At 46.4% G+C, this 16,093-nt stretch carries 18 protein-coding genes; 10 read left to right on the top strand and 8 right to left on the bottom strand.

What is annotated here, in order from left to right; genetic code table 11:
• The first annotated feature begins 203 nt into the window (after positions 1–203).
• Complete coding sequence (locus HKN88_10260; protein ID NNC98439.1) at positions 204–908, top strand: OmpA family protein; 705 nt, start codon at positions 204–206, stop codon at positions 906–908.
• Between the two features lie 174 nt (positions 909–1,082).
• Entirely contained in the window at positions 1,083–1,622 is a 540-nt protein-coding gene (locus tag HKN88_10265) for a DUF3465 domain-containing protein (GenBank protein ID NNC98440.1), read from the top strand.
• A gap of 209 nt (positions 1,623–1,831) precedes the next feature.
• Here HKN88_10265 and HKN88_10270 read toward each other — a convergent pair whose 3' ends face one another.
• The 8 genes from HKN88_10270 to HKN88_10305 form a co-directional block, all read right to left on the bottom strand.
• Positions 1,832–2,035, bottom strand: a complete 204-nt coding sequence (locus HKN88_10270) for a dodecin domain-containing protein (GenBank protein ID NNC98441.1) — start codon at positions 2,033–2,035, stop codon at positions 1,832–1,834.
• A 191-nt stretch (positions 2,036–2,226) separates the two neighbouring features.
• Positions 2,227–2,430, bottom strand: coding sequence for a dodecin domain-containing protein (locus HKN88_10275; GenBank protein NNC98442.1), 204 nt, complete (start codon positions 2,428–2,430; stop codon positions 2,227–2,229).
• A 176-nt stretch (positions 2,431–2,606) separates the two neighbouring features.
• The gene (locus HKN88_10280; GenBank protein ID NNC98443.1) at positions 2,607–3,260 is read right to left on the bottom strand and encodes a glutathione S-transferase family protein; all 654 of its coding nucleotides are present in this window, start codon (positions 3,258–3,260) and stop codon (positions 2,607–2,609) included.
• Between the two features lie 98 nt (positions 3,261–3,358).
• Positions 3,359–4,249 (bottom strand): RNA polymerase sigma factor RpoH, encoded by an 891-nt coding sequence (gene rpoH / locus HKN88_10285; GenBank protein ID NNC98444.1) that lies wholly within the window; start codon positions 4,247–4,249, stop codon positions 3,359–3,361.
• A 140-nt stretch (positions 4,250–4,389) separates the two neighbouring features.
• Entirely contained in the window at positions 4,390–5,403 is a 1,014-nt protein-coding gene (locus tag HKN88_10290) for an ABC transporter permease (GenBank protein ID NNC98445.1), read from the bottom strand.
• 5 nt (positions 5,404–5,408) lie between these two features.
• A complete protein-coding gene (gene ftsE / locus HKN88_10295; GenBank protein ID NNC98446.1) occupies positions 5,409–6,068 on the bottom strand; it encodes a cell division ATP-binding protein FtsE in 660 nt (219 codons plus the stop codon).
• Positions 6,065–7,156 (bottom strand): signal recognition particle-docking protein FtsY, encoded by a 1,092-nt coding sequence (gene ftsY, locus HKN88_10300; protein ID NNC98447.1) that lies wholly within the window; start codon positions 7,154–7,156, stop codon positions 6,065–6,067. The genes ftsE and ftsY overlap by 4 nt, the downstream gene beginning before the upstream one ends.
• A 61-nt stretch (positions 7,157–7,217) precedes the next feature.
• Positions 7,218–9,173, bottom strand: coding sequence for a hypothetical protein (locus HKN88_10305; GenBank protein NNC98448.1), 1,956 nt, complete (start codon positions 9,171–9,173; stop codon positions 7,218–7,220).
• Positions 9,174–9,350: 177 nt separating this feature from the next.
• Between HKN88_10305 and rsmD the strand changes: the two genes are divergently transcribed.
• The 8 genes from rsmD (at position 9,351) to HKN88_10345 (ending at position 16,086) form a co-directional block, all read left to right on the top strand.
• The gene (gene rsmD / locus HKN88_10310) at positions 9,351–9,926 is read left to right on the top strand and encodes a 16S rRNA (guanine(966)-N(2))-methyltransferase RsmD (GenBank protein NNC98449.1); all 576 of its coding nucleotides are present in this window, start codon (positions 9,351–9,353) and stop codon (positions 9,924–9,926) included.
• Positions 9,927–10,043: 117 nt separating this feature from the next.
• The gene (coaD, locus tag HKN88_10315; GenBank protein ID NNC98450.1) at positions 10,044–10,523 is read left to right on the top strand and encodes a pantetheine-phosphate adenylyltransferase; all 480 of its coding nucleotides are present in this window, start codon (positions 10,044–10,046) and stop codon (positions 10,521–10,523) included.
• Positions 10,524–10,581: 58 nt separating this feature from the next.
• The gene (locus HKN88_10320) at positions 10,582–10,866 is read left to right on the top strand and encodes a YfhL family 4Fe-4S dicluster ferredoxin (GenBank protein ID NNC98451.1); all 285 of its coding nucleotides are present in this window, start codon (positions 10,582–10,584) and stop codon (positions 10,864–10,866) included.
• Between the two features lie 41 nt (positions 10,867–10,907).
• Positions 10,908–11,450 (top strand): DUF924 domain-containing protein, encoded by a 543-nt coding sequence (locus tag HKN88_10325; GenBank protein ID NNC98452.1) that lies wholly within the window; start codon positions 10,908–10,910, stop codon positions 11,448–11,450.
• A 2-nt stretch (positions 11,451–11,452) separates the two neighbouring features.
• Positions 11,453–13,228 (top strand): glycoside hydrolase family 43 protein, encoded by a 1,776-nt coding sequence (locus tag HKN88_10330; GenBank protein ID NNC98453.1) that lies wholly within the window; start codon positions 11,453–11,455, stop codon positions 13,226–13,228.
• Between the two features lies 1 nt (position 13,229).
• Complete coding sequence (locus tag HKN88_10335; protein ID NNC98454.1) at positions 13,230–14,543, top strand: serine hydrolase; 1,314 nt, start codon at positions 13,230–13,232, stop codon at positions 14,541–14,543.
• A 70-nt stretch (positions 14,544–14,613) separates the two neighbouring features.
• Positions 14,614–15,261: a hypothetical protein gene (locus HKN88_10340; protein NNC98455.1), complete on the top strand. Its 648-nt coding sequence runs from the start codon at positions 14,614–14,616 to the stop codon at positions 15,259–15,261.
• Positions 15,262–15,417: 156 nt separating this feature from the next.
• Positions 15,418–16,086, top strand: a complete 669-nt coding sequence (locus HKN88_10345) for a peptidoglycan DD-metalloendopeptidase family protein (protein NNC98456.1) — start codon at positions 15,418–15,420, stop codon at positions 16,084–16,086.
• Positions 16,087–16,093: the final 7 nt, after the last annotated feature.

Raw genomic sequence — 16,093 nt, forward strand, 5'->3', positions numbered from 1 at the left:
AGTGCTAAATGCGCCAAATTTTCAAGATCGTGAAATTGAGACCCCGTTATTGATAAATCCGTTAAAATTGAACCGCTGCTGAACAGGGCTGGTTCAACAATTCTTTACATATTCATGGGTGAGCGAATGAGCTGATATTCAGAATCCGTTCACATAAAACAGCTAGACTGGCCGCGTATCGACAAACAAAGGAGATACTTTTTATGACAACTACAAATAAGTTTGCTGGAAAAAAACTGGTTCGAACCCTTTCCGTATTGGGCGTAACGGCATTAATGACTACCGCATGTTCTACCTATAATCCGTACACAGGAGAGAAACAGACATCCAAGGCCACCAAGGGTGCCGTGATCGGTGCAGTGAGTGGTGCGGTATTAGGTGTGATCACGGGCGATGATGCGCGCGAACGCAAAAAACGTGCACTCATTGGTGCAGGTGTGGGCGGTATCGCTGGAGGTAGCGTCGGTTACTATATGGATGTACAAGAAGCCAAATTACGTGATCAACTGGCTGGTACTGGTGTCGGGGTAACTCGCGATGGCGATAACATTACCTTGAACATGCCAGGCAATATTACCTTTGCCACAGACAGTTCTAATCTGAATAGCGGTTTTTACAATACCCTGGATTCAGTAGCTCTGGTTCTGGCCGAGTACGACAAGACTGTGGTGGAACTGGCGGGTCATACCGACAGCACAGGTTCTGATGAATACAATCAGTCTTTATCACAACGTCGTGCCAGTTCTGTGTCCAGCTACTTAGCCAATAAAGGTGTTAATTCCAACCGTTTGTTAACCATCGGATACGGTGAATCAGCACCAATCGCAGACAACAGCAGTCCAGCCGGACGTGAAATGAACCGTCGGGTTGAATTGACTCTGTTACCGATCGTTGCAGGTGAGGGCTAAACTCCCATTCACAATCTTTAACTTGAAGTAAACCCTGCAAGGCTGGCATTATGTCAGCCTTGTTTGCTTATGGGCCTCTAGGGGCCATCAATAGATATACCGGATTTAACAATGTCACAAAAAAATGAACTGAATGTTCCCAAGCCTTTCAAACGGCGCATAATGCGCGGTGCGATGTATGTCGCGATAGCGGGAGCTGCCTGGTTTGCCCAACAACAAGGTTGGCTGAATAATGATAAAGGGGGCGAGCAGCAAGCAAGCGCTCAGACTCGTCAAGACTCTTCGAGCAATAATTCGCGAGAGGAGATCGATCTAAGCCAAAACACTCAGTCTCAATCGAATCGAGAGTCGGCAGTCAATACTAAAAATTCACGAGTTGAAAATGATCACGCTCTGATCGCTAAACTTTATCAACAAAAACGCTCCGACGAGATCGTAACCGCAGTCGGGCGTGTGGCACGCGTTTTACCGGATGATAATAAAGGCAGCCGCCATCAAAAATTCTTGTTGGATATCGGTCAGCCTAAATGGTTACTGGTCGCTCACAATATTGATCTTGCTCCGTATGTACCTCTAAAACAAGGTGACCAGGTGATCGTGCATGGCGAGTACGAATGGACGGAAAAGGGTGGTGTTTTGCATTGGACGCATCATGACCCGCGTGGCTATCATGAAGAAGGCTATATTGAGCACAATGGTAAAAAGTACAAATAATTTTTTAATTAGCTTTACCAGATACAAAAAAACCCGCACTTGGCGGGTTTTTTTGATCCCGTATCAAGTACGGGATGACTTTTATTCTTAATCCTTAAGAAGCATCTTTATCCGTGGATCCCGTATCAAGTACGGGATGACACTCATTCTTAATCTTTAAGTAAATTAAAAATCTGGATCCCGTATCAAGTACGGGATGACATTCATCCTTAATCCTTAAGAATGAATGTCACTTTCATGTTTACGCGGTATTCTGTAACGTCTCCGTCGTTAACAATTACTTTCATATCGCCAACCCAGGCGCCGGTAATGTTGTCGAGGGTTTTGTTGGCTTTTTTAATTCCGGCTTTAACGGCATCTTCAAAAGATTTGCTAGATGATGCTGTGATTTCAGTTACGCGAGCTATAGACATGGTTTTTCTCCAGTATTGGCTTTCATGGAAAGCGTGATCAATTCTTTGAATTGGTTTGATTGTAAAATATTAAATTAGCAGATTTAAAAAATTCTGGATCCCGTATCAAGTTCGGGATGACTTTCATTCTTAATCTTTAAGAAGCATCTTTATCCGTGGATCCCGTATCAAGTTCGGGATGACTTTCATTCTTAATCCTTAAGAATAAAAGTCACTTTCATGTTGACGCGATATTCGTCAATATCACCATCCTTAACAGTGACTTTCATATTCTCTACCCAGGCGCCGGTTATGTTGTCCAGGGTTTTATTAGCACGTTTAATGCCTTTTTTTGTAGCATCTTCAAAGCTTTTCTTGGATGCTGCAATGATTTCAGTAACGCGAGCTGTTGCCATTTTATATCTCCTTATAATGTATCGATTTGAATTATCAGAATATTGACCGACTTGGTCGGCGAAAAGATTACACAGTCTATGAACTGTGGCTATGAGCGTCAAGCGTGGAAAGTACGTATTTCGTGTAGGTGATGATTCTTAACAGTTTTTACGTTATTCAAAGCGTTTGATTTATTCTATATACCAACTTCTTCCTGTTCCAAGACTTCTTTTTCATAGCTGGCGGCCTGCTTCCATTCCTGCATTGCGGGTCGTGACAACACGAAATCCAGGTACTTTTGTGCGACTTCCGGTAATTTGACCTGGTAGGTTACAAATCGGAACACCACCGGGGCATACATGGCGTCGGCAATGGAAAACTGACCAAAAAGCCATGGACCACGTTGTGCGTAACTTTCCCGACATTTAGTCCAGATAGTAATGATCCGGTCGATGTCGGATTGCAGATTGTCATACATATCAACTTTACGCTTTGTTGCACGACAGTTCATGGGCATGGATTGTCGCAAAGCTGAAAATCCCGAATGCATTTCACAAGTCACAGCCCGCGCCAGAATCCGTGCCTTTACCTCTTTGGGCCAGAGTTGTTTTTCAGGAAAGGCGTCATTGAGGTATTCCGCGATCGCCAGAGAATCCCAAATAACATGATCGTTGTGACGCAAGACCGGTACCCGGCGTGCCGGCGAGTAATCGCCAATGCGTTGCTGGAATTCTTCGCTATCGAGTTGAAGCATGATTTCGTCAAATTCAATGCCCATCTCTTTTAATAACAACCACGGTCGCAGTGACCAGGACGAGTAATTTTTATTGCCAATAATTAGAGTCGCCATGCTTCTGTTCCGGTGTGTATTTTATTTGATATTCGAGCCTAACAAAAAAGCCGACGCAATGCATCGGCTTTCAGTTTGTTACTTTCTTATTAACTGCTTTACACGTCAATAAATTTTCTTAATTTTTTCAAAGCATTCGCTTCCAGCTGTCTAATGCGTTCAGCCGAGATGCCATACTTATCCGCTAATTCGTGCAAAGTGGATTTTTTGTCACTTAACCAGCGTTGCTTCAAAATATCGCGACTACGCTCATCCAGTTCACCCAAAGCGGCAGAAAGCTGCTGGGTATTATGGTCTTCGTAATCTTCAGCTTCAAGTAGTTGTGCCGGGTCGGCGTCTTGCTTTTCAAGATACGCAACTGGCGCAAAAGCTTTTTCATCGTCGTCCGAGTCTCGTAAGTCAAAACCAATGTCAGAGCCGGTCAGGCGTTTTTCCATTTCTCTTACGGTTTCAACTTTCACTCCAAGGTCCTTGGCGATGGCAAGACTTTCATCGTGGCTTAACCAGGCCATGTTCTTACGCATTTTGCGAAGATTGAAAAATAATTTTCGTTGTGCTTTGGTTGTAGCGATCTTGACCACGCGCCAGTTACGGATCACGTATTCGTGAATTTCAGCCCGGATCCAGTGCACCGCGAAGGAAACAAGGCGTACACCGTAAGTCGGGTCAAAACGTTTGACCGCTTTCATGAGCCCGACGTTGCCTTCCTGAATCAGGTCGCCCAATTGCAAACCGTATCCGCGATAACCTTTGGCAATATGCACAACAAAACGCAAGTGCGGCAAGATCAGATCGCGCGCCGCATTAATGTCGCCATGGTCACGCAAGCGTTCGGCCAAAGCAACTTCGTCTTGTTTGCTTAATACCGGAATGGTCGAGACCGTTTGCATATAAGCGTCAAGACTGGCGCTACCACCGGCTAGCATCAATTCGAAATTGTGCTGTAAGCTAGGCAGGTTCAGTTTTTCTGATGTTGTGTTTGTAGTCATGTGTATTCCTCTCTGGTTGCTATTTTAGCACTCTGGACATTAGAGTGCTAACAAGAGAACTAGTTCCTAGATGACTTTATAAGAAATATCAATAAAAACAGTAATTTATGATTAATTGCACAATAATTATGCATTCAATATCAGGTCACTTCGATGTTTTTCAAGGTGTGTTCTGCGGCCAAGAATGCCCCTGTCAAAGCCAGACCGGTCCCAAGGAAGAGTAGGCTTAAATTTCCCCCGGTGCCCAGTCCCTGCAAGTTGAAATCACTTGCGTATAACTCTGCAAGACGGGCCGCTGGACCCGACAAGAATGCGAGTAAGATCATGACCAGAATGCTGGCTACAGCGGCACCCAATATTCCGTACCAGAATCCCAGGTATAAAAATGGCCGACGTATAAAACCGTTACTGGCGCCAATCAGTTTTTTCACTTGAATCTCGTTTTCGCGTTGTTGTACATGCAAGCGAATGGTATTACTCACCACCAGCAATACGCCCAATGCCAGCAACAATCCAAGCAAGCCAACAGTGCGGTTTAGCAGATGAATAATGCTGCGTAATTTCATGACCCACTGGGCGTCAAGTTGTACTTCGTTCACCCCGGGCAGTTTTTTTAGTGCCGCCAACAATTCATTCAGACTCTGGTCGCTGTCGGCATTGATCAAGGAATTACTCGGGCTAACGATCAAGGCATGTGGCAAAGGATTCTCGCCGATCGCGGTACTGATCATTTCCATTTGACTTTGCTGTGTCATTTCTTGTAAAGCTTGCTCTGAAGTGATCACGCGCACCAGCTGAACATCTTTACGTAAACTCAAGGACTGTTGAATCGCGTTGACATTGTCGACCGGATAAGCGCCATCAACATACACACTTATGTCATGGGTGGTTTGCCAGCGATCGGTAAGCACTTCGGCATTACTGACTAACAAGTATAAACAAGCGGGTAAGGCCAGCGCGATGGCGATTACCATGATTGTCATTAAACTCGATAAAGGTTCACGCACCAGGCGTTTCAAGGTGTCGTGTGAATGAAAAAGATGTTGCGAAATAGCCAGGCTTAAATTATTGCTGTTTGATTGTTGACCTGTGGATTTTCGCTTGTTAGACGAACGTGATTTACCGGCTTTGGTTGCGTGTTTACGTTTGACCATAACTTTTAGCTCGTTGACGTCAGACGCGAATGCGACAAGGTGATAACCGGCTGATCCATTTGATCGATCAGGCTCAGGTCATGGCTGGCGATCAACACAGTAACCCCAACTTCATTAAAGCGTTTAAACAATTGCAATATATCCCAGGACAATTCCGGATCAAGGTTTCCGGTTGGTTCATCCGCGAGTAATAACATGGGTTTGCTCACGATAGCCCGCGCAATACCAACACGTTGTTGCTCTCCGGAGGATAGGTCCAGTGGCAAGGAGCGCGCCTTATTGAGTAATTCCACTTGATCGAGTGCTGCCTCGGTGCGACGGGTGATGTCTTTTTTGCCCATGCCTTTGATCACCAGAGGCAAGGCCACATTATCAAATACACTGCGATCCTGGAGTAACTGGTTGTCCTGGAATACCAGTCCGAGGTGCTGGCGATAATACGGGATAAGATTCTTGTGAATGGAATTGAGGTTACGTCCATTTACAAATAATTGACCACGGGTTGGTCGCTCGATCAAAGCCAAAAGTTTGAGCAGGGTACTTTTACCGGCACCGGAGTGGCCAGTCAAAAAGGCCATTTCACCTTTTGGGAGGTGCAAATTAAGATTTGTCAGGGCTTGATGACCATTCGGAAAACTTTTTGATACGTTATCGAATTTGATCATGCTATATCCCTGTTAGTGTCCGCACTTTTATGCGACGGATGTTTTTGGAAGGGATCCTCGCCTTCATTGGCGAGCAGGGCGTCCACATACTGTTCTGCGTTGAACGGGATGAGATCATTGATGCCTTCACCGATTCCGATGTAGCGCACCGGCAGAGCCAGTTCTTTGGCGATGGCAAACAAAATCCCGCCTTTGGCCGAGCCGTCGAGTTTGGTTAGCACCAGGCCATCAACGCCAATAGCCTTATGAAATTCGCGTGCCTGTTGCAAAGCATTTTGACCCTGGCTTGAATCCAGTACCAATAAAGTTTCATGTGGTGCAGAGTCGTCGTGCTTGCCCATCACCCGTTTGATCTTTTTTAATTCTTCCATCAGGTTACTTTGCGTATGCAAGCGTCCAGCGGTATCCGCAATCAATACATTGATATTACGCGCCTGGGCTGCCTGCATGGCATCAAAAATAACTGCGGCCGGATCAGCGCCTGTACCTTGCGCAATAACCGGGACTTGATTGCGTTCGCCCCAGGTTTGTAACTGTTCAACCGCGGCTGCACGAAAAGTATCTCCAGCCGCCAGCATCACAGTGCGTAAGCGACGCAAACACTGGGTGCTGAGTTTTCCTATGGTGGTGGTTTTGCCAGCTCCGTTTATGCCAACCATCAAGATGACAAAGGGCTTGTTCTGGTGACGCACTTGATCGATATCCAGTGGCGCCTCGATCGGAGTCAGTATGTCGAGCATGCTTTGACGCAAGCTTTGTATGACCGAGGCTTTATCGGTTTTTTCCTGACGCTTGAGCTTTAATTGCAAGGGTTCGAGCAGACTTTCGGTGGCATCAACCCCGACATCGGCAGTCAACAGCCGCATTTCCAGTTCTTCGAGCAGGTCTTCATCAATCTGACCGCCACTCATCAGGTCCCCGATGTCTGTGGTGAGCCAGGAATTGCCACTATTGAGACTGGCACGCAGACGCTTGAACAAACCGGGTTTGTTTTGTGCTTGCTCGTCGACGGGTGTTGCGGGTTTATCAGTCATAGTTGTTTTGTATTTTACGCGGTGTTTGCCTAATGCGTATTTGCTGCGTAGCATTGTACCGCAAATGAAAAGGACGGCTTTTGGCCGTCCTTTATTTTCATGGAATTTTCAGAACTTAAGGAGAAACTTCAACCACGCTTTCGTCCTGGATCAATATCACCTGACCATTGCCGGGTAAATTGGCCATCGGGTTACCGGTGACAAATACCACCGCCTGGGTTTGCATTTCAACAGTGGCCGCAAAACTTGGTACAGGAACCAACAGAGAACCATGTCCTCCCTGAATAAAGTTGACCGCGCCCAATGGGCCGGGGTTTGCTCCTACCGTATTCACAGCCGGTAGCCCCATGGCTGCGATCAGTTTGTCGGTCGCGAAATTCGGTACAACAGTGTCGCCCGTGACTTTCTGTAGTAATACAGGATGATTGGCAGCCGCTTCACTGGCGTAATTCAAGGGGTCGGCGGCATCGATAACGGCCTGTGCGTTACGCCAATAATCATCAAACAAGGCCGCGGGTAGACCGGCCGCTTCCAGTCCGGCTTGCAGAGATGGACCAAATGACTGCGACTCTCTCAGCAAGGAAGCAATGCCGCCCCCCGGCACGCTCAAAGTGGCAGTGATCACATCGTTATTGATTGCCAGAAATGGCACTCCGACAATCGAACCCAGTGATTGACCCAGAAAGTGCATTTGTGAGCCGTCGAAATCGGGATTGCCATCGCCATTGATATCGATACTTGGTGCGGTTTTACTTAAATAATGCAGATCCAGTGAGGCCTGACGATTATTGTCGCGACCCACAATAAGGTTAGACAGGTTTATTGTGTAAGAACCTGACGGATCGATCTCGCCATCACCATCCAGGTCAATATCGAATGTACGTTCGATACCGGCTTGATAAAAAATATTATTTGGATTGGTAACACCGTGTAGTGGTTGGTCGATCGAAATCACTGCAACTCCGGCTGCGGCGTAGGCATCCACCACCCCAAAGGCATTGGTGCGATCACCGGTGATACCGTGTTGGAAAATCACCAGCGGCCATTGATAACCGGCTTCTTCCGGAGTCATATTAAATTGTGCTACATAAGCCTGGTACCACGGAGAATCACTATTCGGTATGGTCACTAAGGCCGGGATATCGAGTGTGGTCGCGCCTTCGGGTAAGGGATTAAAGCGGGTGAGGTTACTGCCGCCGGCCCCCAGCCAGGGTGTATTGAAAGGGTCGGCAGGACTTAAGAAATATTCGGTTTGCACACTACCGGAATACACATCGGCATAACCGGGTAAGGCCGGGTTAACCATGCTGGTGGTTAATGGCGTGCCGGGTCCGGCAAACATTTGCGAGATTGACGATGCTTGTGCACTGGCATTGGCAGCAACCGCTTGCAATACATCCATGGTGGATTGGGTGGAAAAACTGGTGGTGAGCAAAACATCACTGGCAGTAACTCCTAAGGCGTCAAGAATTCCCAAATGCGCCTCAACCAATTGCTTTATCTGATCCAGGGTGGCGTCGGGTAAGGTAGCACCCGTTGCCAAAGCATCTTTCATGTCCTGATAGATCGAGTCTGCTTCTACGGCAACGCCATTGCTTCCCATAATGCCGTTGGTCAAAGCCATTAAGTAGGCGCTTTTCGGGTTTAGTGGTTTGAGCAAAGTGAACTCGATCAGGTCATTGCCATTGGTACCCACGCTGTAATCTACACCAGGAACCAAGGCGCCTACAAAATCTATTGTGGCCGTGGTGACAGGGTCGGTAATCACTTCAAACACATGTGCGGTGGCGCCACCCACAACGCTACTGGCATCAATGCTGCCGGTCATGCGAATATTCATCGGCGCGTTGGTTGAAAAACCATCCAGAGCATTCAGTGCTGCAGCCGCAGGGATTGAATCGATCTCGGGCAGGTTCAATGTACCGTCAGTCGATCCGGCAAAGTACAGATCATTTGGAAATGGTATCAGGCCAATGTCCGGGCGAAATTGCGCCTTGACTGAAACAGCTTCGGCAACTACCGGTAGCGTGGACTCGTCACTGTCTACATTGCTGCAAGCTGCGAGTAACAAGCTGAGGCTCAAAATGCCTGATGTTAATATTCTATGAATCATTCAATTCCCTGTTCAAAATATTTTTATAAGTCGCTTAGATTACTGTGATTTGCTCATCGAATGCAAGCAATACAGACACTCGGATGGCAATACATTTACCAGGACGCATGAGGAAATCTGCTATACACTGATTTGATGAGTAAATCGCTATCTACCCGCGAGCAGCGTTTGCGTATTATTGGTGGTTCCTGGCGCAGTCGTAAGCTGGATTTTGCAGCAAATGCGCAATTGCGGCCAACGCCAGACCGGGTACGAGAAACGCTGTTTAACTGGATTGGTCACCAGGTCCTGCAATCGGTTTGTCTGGATCTGTTCGCAGGCTCCGGTGCCTTAGGGCTTGAGGCCTTGTCACGCGGCGCGTCTTATTGTGACTTTGTGGATTCTGATCGTGCCAGTGTGCAACAGATTGAAAAAAATTTGAAAATTCTGAAGGCCGACGCATCCTGTTTTTCTTTGCACCCTCGAAAAGCCAAGGATTTTTTGTTGGACTGTGAGACTGTTTATGATCTGGTTTTTCTGGATCCGCCGTTTCATAAAAATCATCTTGCCGAGCTTATTCCGCACCTCCAAAACAAGCTGAAACCGGGTGCCCGGGTCTATATCGAGATCGAAAAGTCGGGGACCTTGCCCGAACTCCCGGAAGCGTGGTCAGTGATTCGTGAAAAAACCGCCGGTCAAGTGCGTTATCATTTAGTCTTGGTTGATTCGTGACATAAACAAGAAAGCTGTTTTCGATACAAAAAGGGCACCCTCCAGAGTCCGGATTAACGTTCGAAATAGTAATAACAAGACAATTAAAACCAGACGAGAAAAATTTTAGGAGTTGCTATGGGCATTCGAGCCATGTACCCGGGAACCTTTGATCCCATTACCAACGGTCATATTGACCTGATCGAGAGAGCATCAGGCATGTTCGACGAAATTGTGGTGGCGATTGCTGATAATCCTAAAAAGAAACCCTTATTTACCCAGGATGAACGCATTGCTTCAGCAAGCGAAATCTTGGCCGGTCTCAACAACGTAAAAGTTCTGGGATATGACAACCTGACCATTCATTTTGCTAAACAACACAATTTAAATGTGATCATTCGTGGCATTCGCGCGGTCTCGGATTATGAATTTGAATTTCAACTGGCCTCCATGAACCGGCAACTGGATGAGAATGTCGAAACCCTGTTTATGACGCCTGCGGATGAGTATTCGTATCTTTCTTCAAGTATGGTTCGCGAGATAGCGGCTTACGGCGGTGATGTCAGTAAGTTTGTGCATCCTTTGGTGGCCAAAGCCATTAAGGAACGTTTTGCTTGAGTGCAGGTCATTACATTTATAGATACCGCGGTCGAGCCTTGGTATGACGAGTTAGATTATGTCTTTAAAAATCACCGATGAATGTATTAATTGTGACGTCTGCGAGCCTGTGTGCCCGAACGATGCCATTTACATGGGCCCGGAGATCTATCACATCGACCCCAAGTTGTGCACAGAGTGCAAAGGCCATTTCACCAAGCCACAATGTCAGTTAGTGTGTCCGGTGGATTGCATTCCCCTGGATGAATTGAATTTTGAAACTGATTCCGAACTGGCTTTTAAGTATGAAAAATTAACCGGTTTGGAATACAAGGAGGCAACCAAGGAAAGTGCGGATGGGTAGACGTCGTAATACACTCTCATCCATCCTGAAACTAGTTCAGGATGACAAGCATGAGTAAAGCGAAAGACATCCTCAATTTCTGGTTCAAGGAGACAGAGCCCAAACAACACTGGGTCAAAGACCCGGAATTTGATACTTTAATCAAACAGCGATTTGGCGATACCCTCATCGCTGCCTCTAAATGCGAATTATTCGACTGGCGTAAAACCGCCAAAGGACGCTTGGCTGAGATCATCGTGCTTGACCAGTTCTCACGCAATATTCATCGCGACACTCCCAAAGCCTTTGCTCAAGACCCGCTGGCTCTGGCCCTAGCGCAAGAGGCGGTAGCGATTGGTACGGACACAGAACTGTCGGATAACGAAAAACCCTTTTTGTACATGCCGTATATGCACAGTGAGTCAAAGGTCGTGCATGTTGAGGCGGAAAAACTATTCAGATCAACCGGAAATTTTGAATTCGAGATAAAACACAAAGCCATCATAGATCGCTTTGGACGCTATCCACATCGCAATGAAATATTGGAACGTGAATCGACAGAAGAAGAGATCGAGTTTTTGCAAGGGCCGGGGAGTTCGTTCTGAAAATGCGATTTTGTAGACGAAATATTTTCTCGCTACTTTACGTTTGTTCGATATTCCTATCACTGTCGGCTTGTTCTGCTACCCCCGACAAACTATTGAGCTCAAATACTCATTTTACTAACCCCATAATCACAGGCGGCTATCCCGATCCTTCTATTTGTCAGCTGGATGATTATTTCTATATTGTTAATTCCAGTTTTGAATATTATCCCGGCTTGCCCATTCATCGCAGCAAAGACCTGGTTAATTGGGAATTGGTTGCTTATGGTTTACAGCGTGAATCGCAAGTGACCGGTGCAGTGAATCTGGTTGATGTGCAATCCAATGGCGGAATTCATGCGCCGACTATTCGCTGCAGAAAAGAAAATGGCAAAAACAGGTTTTACATTATTACTACCAATGTATATACGCCAACGGGTAAAAATGCCAAAACCGAATTCGTTAATTTTGTCCTCACTGCTGACGATATCCAGGGCCCATGGTCGGATCCATTGGTGCTCGAAGGAGCGCCGGGAATTGATCCGGATATCTTTTTTGATGACGACGGGCGTGTTTGGTATGCCGGAACGCATAGCCCGGAAAACCCTACCTTTCCGGGCGAAGGCGAGATCTGGTTGCAGGAGATTGATACGGCAAGTTGGGAGTTAACCGGTGAACGGCATTTCTTATGGCGTGGCGCATGTGGCGGCACATGGGCAGAAGGTCCGCATCTTTACAAACACGATGGACGATACTATTTGCTCATTGCCGAGGGCGGTACCGGATTCAATCATGCGGTTATGATTGCGGTCAGTGACGACATCACAGGACCCTATGTTCCCAACGAGCGTAATCCGATCATGACCTCGCGACATTTATCTTACGATTATTGGGTCAACAGTACCGGACATGCCGATATGATCCAGCTTGGGGATGGACGCTGGTATATGGTCGCTTTGGGTAAACGCAATGATGAACAGCGGATGTCGAACATGGGACGTGAGACTCATTTGTTGCCGGTCGAGTGGGAGCGCGAACCTTTTTGGTGGAAAGAGCCCAAGTACGATTGGCCTGTGGTGTCCAAAGAATCCGGACGATTGGAAAAGGCTTATCCGCTGCCATTCGGGTCCAGGCAACAACCGAATATCAATTTCCGTGATGAATTCGATTCATCGAAACTTGGCCTTGAGTGGAATTTTCGACGATTCCCGGAGCGAAGAACATATTCCTTGTCCGAGAGTCCCGGGTATTTGCGTTTGTTTTCTCAGTCAGGCTCGATCACAGAAAGAGGTCGAGCAAGTTTGTTGGGAGTACGGCAAAAACAAAGTGATTTTGTATATACCGTGGCCATGCTTTTCAATCCGTCGACAAACAACTCCGAAGCCGGCATTAGTCTGTTTCAAAAAGATGACAATTACATCAATTTCACCACTAAGCAACAGAACAATAAGATTTATTTACAGTTATTTGTCGCGCAGCCAGAAGATCCGGCCAGTAGCATGAAGTCCGATACATCATCTGATCCAGTGTCCAGAAAGGTCATTCAAAGTGCTGAACTTCCGAAATATCGTGGTGAAATAGTATTTAAAGTAGAGTCAAAAGAGTCGCGTAATACCTATCGCTATTCTCTGGATGGGGGTAAAACTTATCAAGATTTTGCCCAGTCATCTGCAGATATAATTTTAAGTAAAGGATACACAGGAGCCTATTTAGGACTCTATTCCAGCAGCAATGGATCCAGTTCGGAAGACTTCGCCGACTTTGACTGGGTCGAATACACTTTATTCCCGAGGAATTAACATGTTGCAGAGAACAAGAACTCTAAGACAATTGACAGTATGTACTTTAGTGTTGTTTCTATTTGCCTGTCAGTCTGCCCGAGTCGATCAAAGCCAAGCAACTCATAAGTTAAATGATCCTTTGGCTGTTAACAGTGTTCTGGATAACTATATTGAGACAGGTGCATTTCCATTCTTGTACGCTCGCGTTGAAGACAAGTACGGCGATGTAGTTTATGAGCATGGAGCCGTGAATCGTGAGCTGATCCCTTACGCTGAAGTTAATGGAGACACCTGGATTCGTATTTGGTCTATGAGCAAGATCGTGACAATTTCAGTCGCCCTTGACCTGGTGGAAGATGGTGTTCTGAAGCTGGAAGATCCGGTGAGCAAATATATCCCAGAGTTTGAGACCCTCAAAGTTGCAATCTCTGCAAATGGTACGGCTTTACCGGAAGTTGAAGACAAACAAACTGCTTGTCCCTTGCAATTGGTCGAAACTCAAAATCAAATGGCGATACTTGATCTGATCAACCATACGGCCGGTTTTTATTATGCAGTCACAGGAATTCCATGCTTAGACGAGCCACTTAATGCCGCGAATTTGCCAATGGCGAATAACAGTGACGATTTTATTCAGCGCATGGCAAAACTACCACTAATCTTGCAACCTGGCAGTAAAGATTACTATGGTACAAATACGACAGTGCTAGGTATAGTTGCCGAACGTGCAACTGGAAAAAGCTTAAAACAGCTAGTGGAAGAAAGAGTAACAGGGCCATTAAAAATAAACGGACTCCAGTATGGTTTGCCCGATGGTGTTGAGTTACTGCCAAAAGTGTCGGGTGCCGATGATAGTTTAAGATTTGCGAATGAGGGCGAGCTGGATATCTTCAGTTCGGCACTGCCCGATTATGATCCGACACATGAGTTGTACCTGGGTGGTGAAGGGATGTTGGGAACAGCTGGCGGCTATGCCGACTTTATCCGTATGTTGATGAATCGTGGAACACTGAATGGCTACCGCTTACTTGAGCAACAGACGGTTGCAGACATGGTATCGCCACATACCCAGCTGGATAACGAGTGGGGGTATAACGGTTATAACATTTGGGTTACGAGTGGCAAACTGTCCATCGAAGAAAAGGGAATCCCGGGTTTGTGGCTAGGTGGCGGTTATGAGGGAACGCATTATTGGGTTGATCCGGAACAAGAGATTGTCGGGGTGATCATGTCGCAAATTTTTGCGCCACCGGAAAGTGACAGCAATCGAGATGAGCATATCCGGTCAGCGATCTATAAGCAGTTAAAGCGTAACAGCAAAAGTGAAAATTAAAATACTGCTAATCCTAAGTTTTATTTTTCTAATAATCGGGTTCTGGAAAAAGAATGATCTGTCTTCAAATATGCAAATCCTACCCGAGTTAAGTGAGGAGCCGGTACAAAAAAAAGTCAGCCCCAATGAGTTCACGGTGAATGTGAACAAGATTGATTACAAAATTAAGCCACTATACGACTATGAACTGGTCGGGATGATCGTTTCTTATAAACAGCACGATGGCAACGCAAGATTACACAAACGCTGGAATGATCATTTGAATGTGGCTGACTACTGCGTGCTATGGGGAGAAACCGCGGTTGCCAAAACTCTGCCAAAACTCAACTTCTGGAATGGTCAGTTCACTTGTAACTTTAGTACCAGAGACCAGCAAGCCTGGGACAACTTCAACCCGTCCCAACTCTCCAATAATCACCTGGTGGCTGCCGATGAGTACCTGCGCAAGAAGATCAGCAAAATAAGCATTGGTGACCAGATCAGGATTCGAGGGAAACTGGTTGAGTATCAAAATCTGAATACCGGTGGAACCCGCGGCACCAGTATCACGCGTGATGACACAGGCGATGGAGCCTGTGAAACAATTTTTGTTGAACAAGTGCAAATATTAAAAACCTACACCAGTATGTGGCGATGGCTAATGTACGTGTCTTTGCTTGTTTTTATTTTGTCATTGTTGCTGTATTTAAAAGCGCCCCACAGATCGCGTGACAACTAGATCACGAGAGATATAAATCACGCGGCAGGTAATTGATCATTGCCCAGTGCAGCCGTTTAATAGATTTTCACAATTCGCCACACCTTATTAAGCTCCAATTCAGTCTGGATGGGCAGAATAGAGCATAAACTCCTGATAATAATGTGGAAAAACCAGATGCAGAAATTTGTTAGTTTATTGATAGTATTGTTATTGATTGGTGCATGTGCACACAGTCCCTCAGCAACACAACAGCAGTCACAAACCCATTACAAAGTAAAGTCGGGCGAAAGCATGGCATCGATTGCTGCAGATTTAAATATACCTTTCGAACTCTTGCGTCGTTCTAATCCGTGGCTAGATCCATCCCGCATTAAACCCGATATGAAATTGCTGGTGCCAGATCAACGGGCCGTACAGCGATATCAGGCAGAGCTGGACAAAGAGCGGCATCATCAAATGCCCATTCAGGGCCATATTTGGCCATTGCAGCATGTGTCTGTCTCATCACCTTATGGCCCACGCAAGGGACGCATGCACAAAGGCATTGATCTGCGTGCTCCCATAGGTACACCAATCCTGGCCACCAATCACGGTAAGGTAGTATTCTCGGGGGTAAAAGGCGGTTACGGAAATTTGGTCGTGGTCGATCACGGTTACGGAGTACACACGGCCTATGCGCACAATTCCAGTAATCTAGTCAAAAAAGGACAACGTGTAACACGCGGACAAACCATCGCCAAAGTCGGACAAACCGGCAAAGCCACCGGGCCACATGTGCATTATGAAATACGCCGTAATGGAAAAGCAGTTAATCCAACCCGGCATATGCACGCGGCGTTGTAATCGAGCT

Source organism: Gammaproteobacteria bacterium (assembly GCA_013001575.1).
Taxonomy (GTDB): domain Bacteria; phylum Pseudomonadota; class Gammaproteobacteria; order Steroidobacterales; family JABDMI01; genus JABDMI01.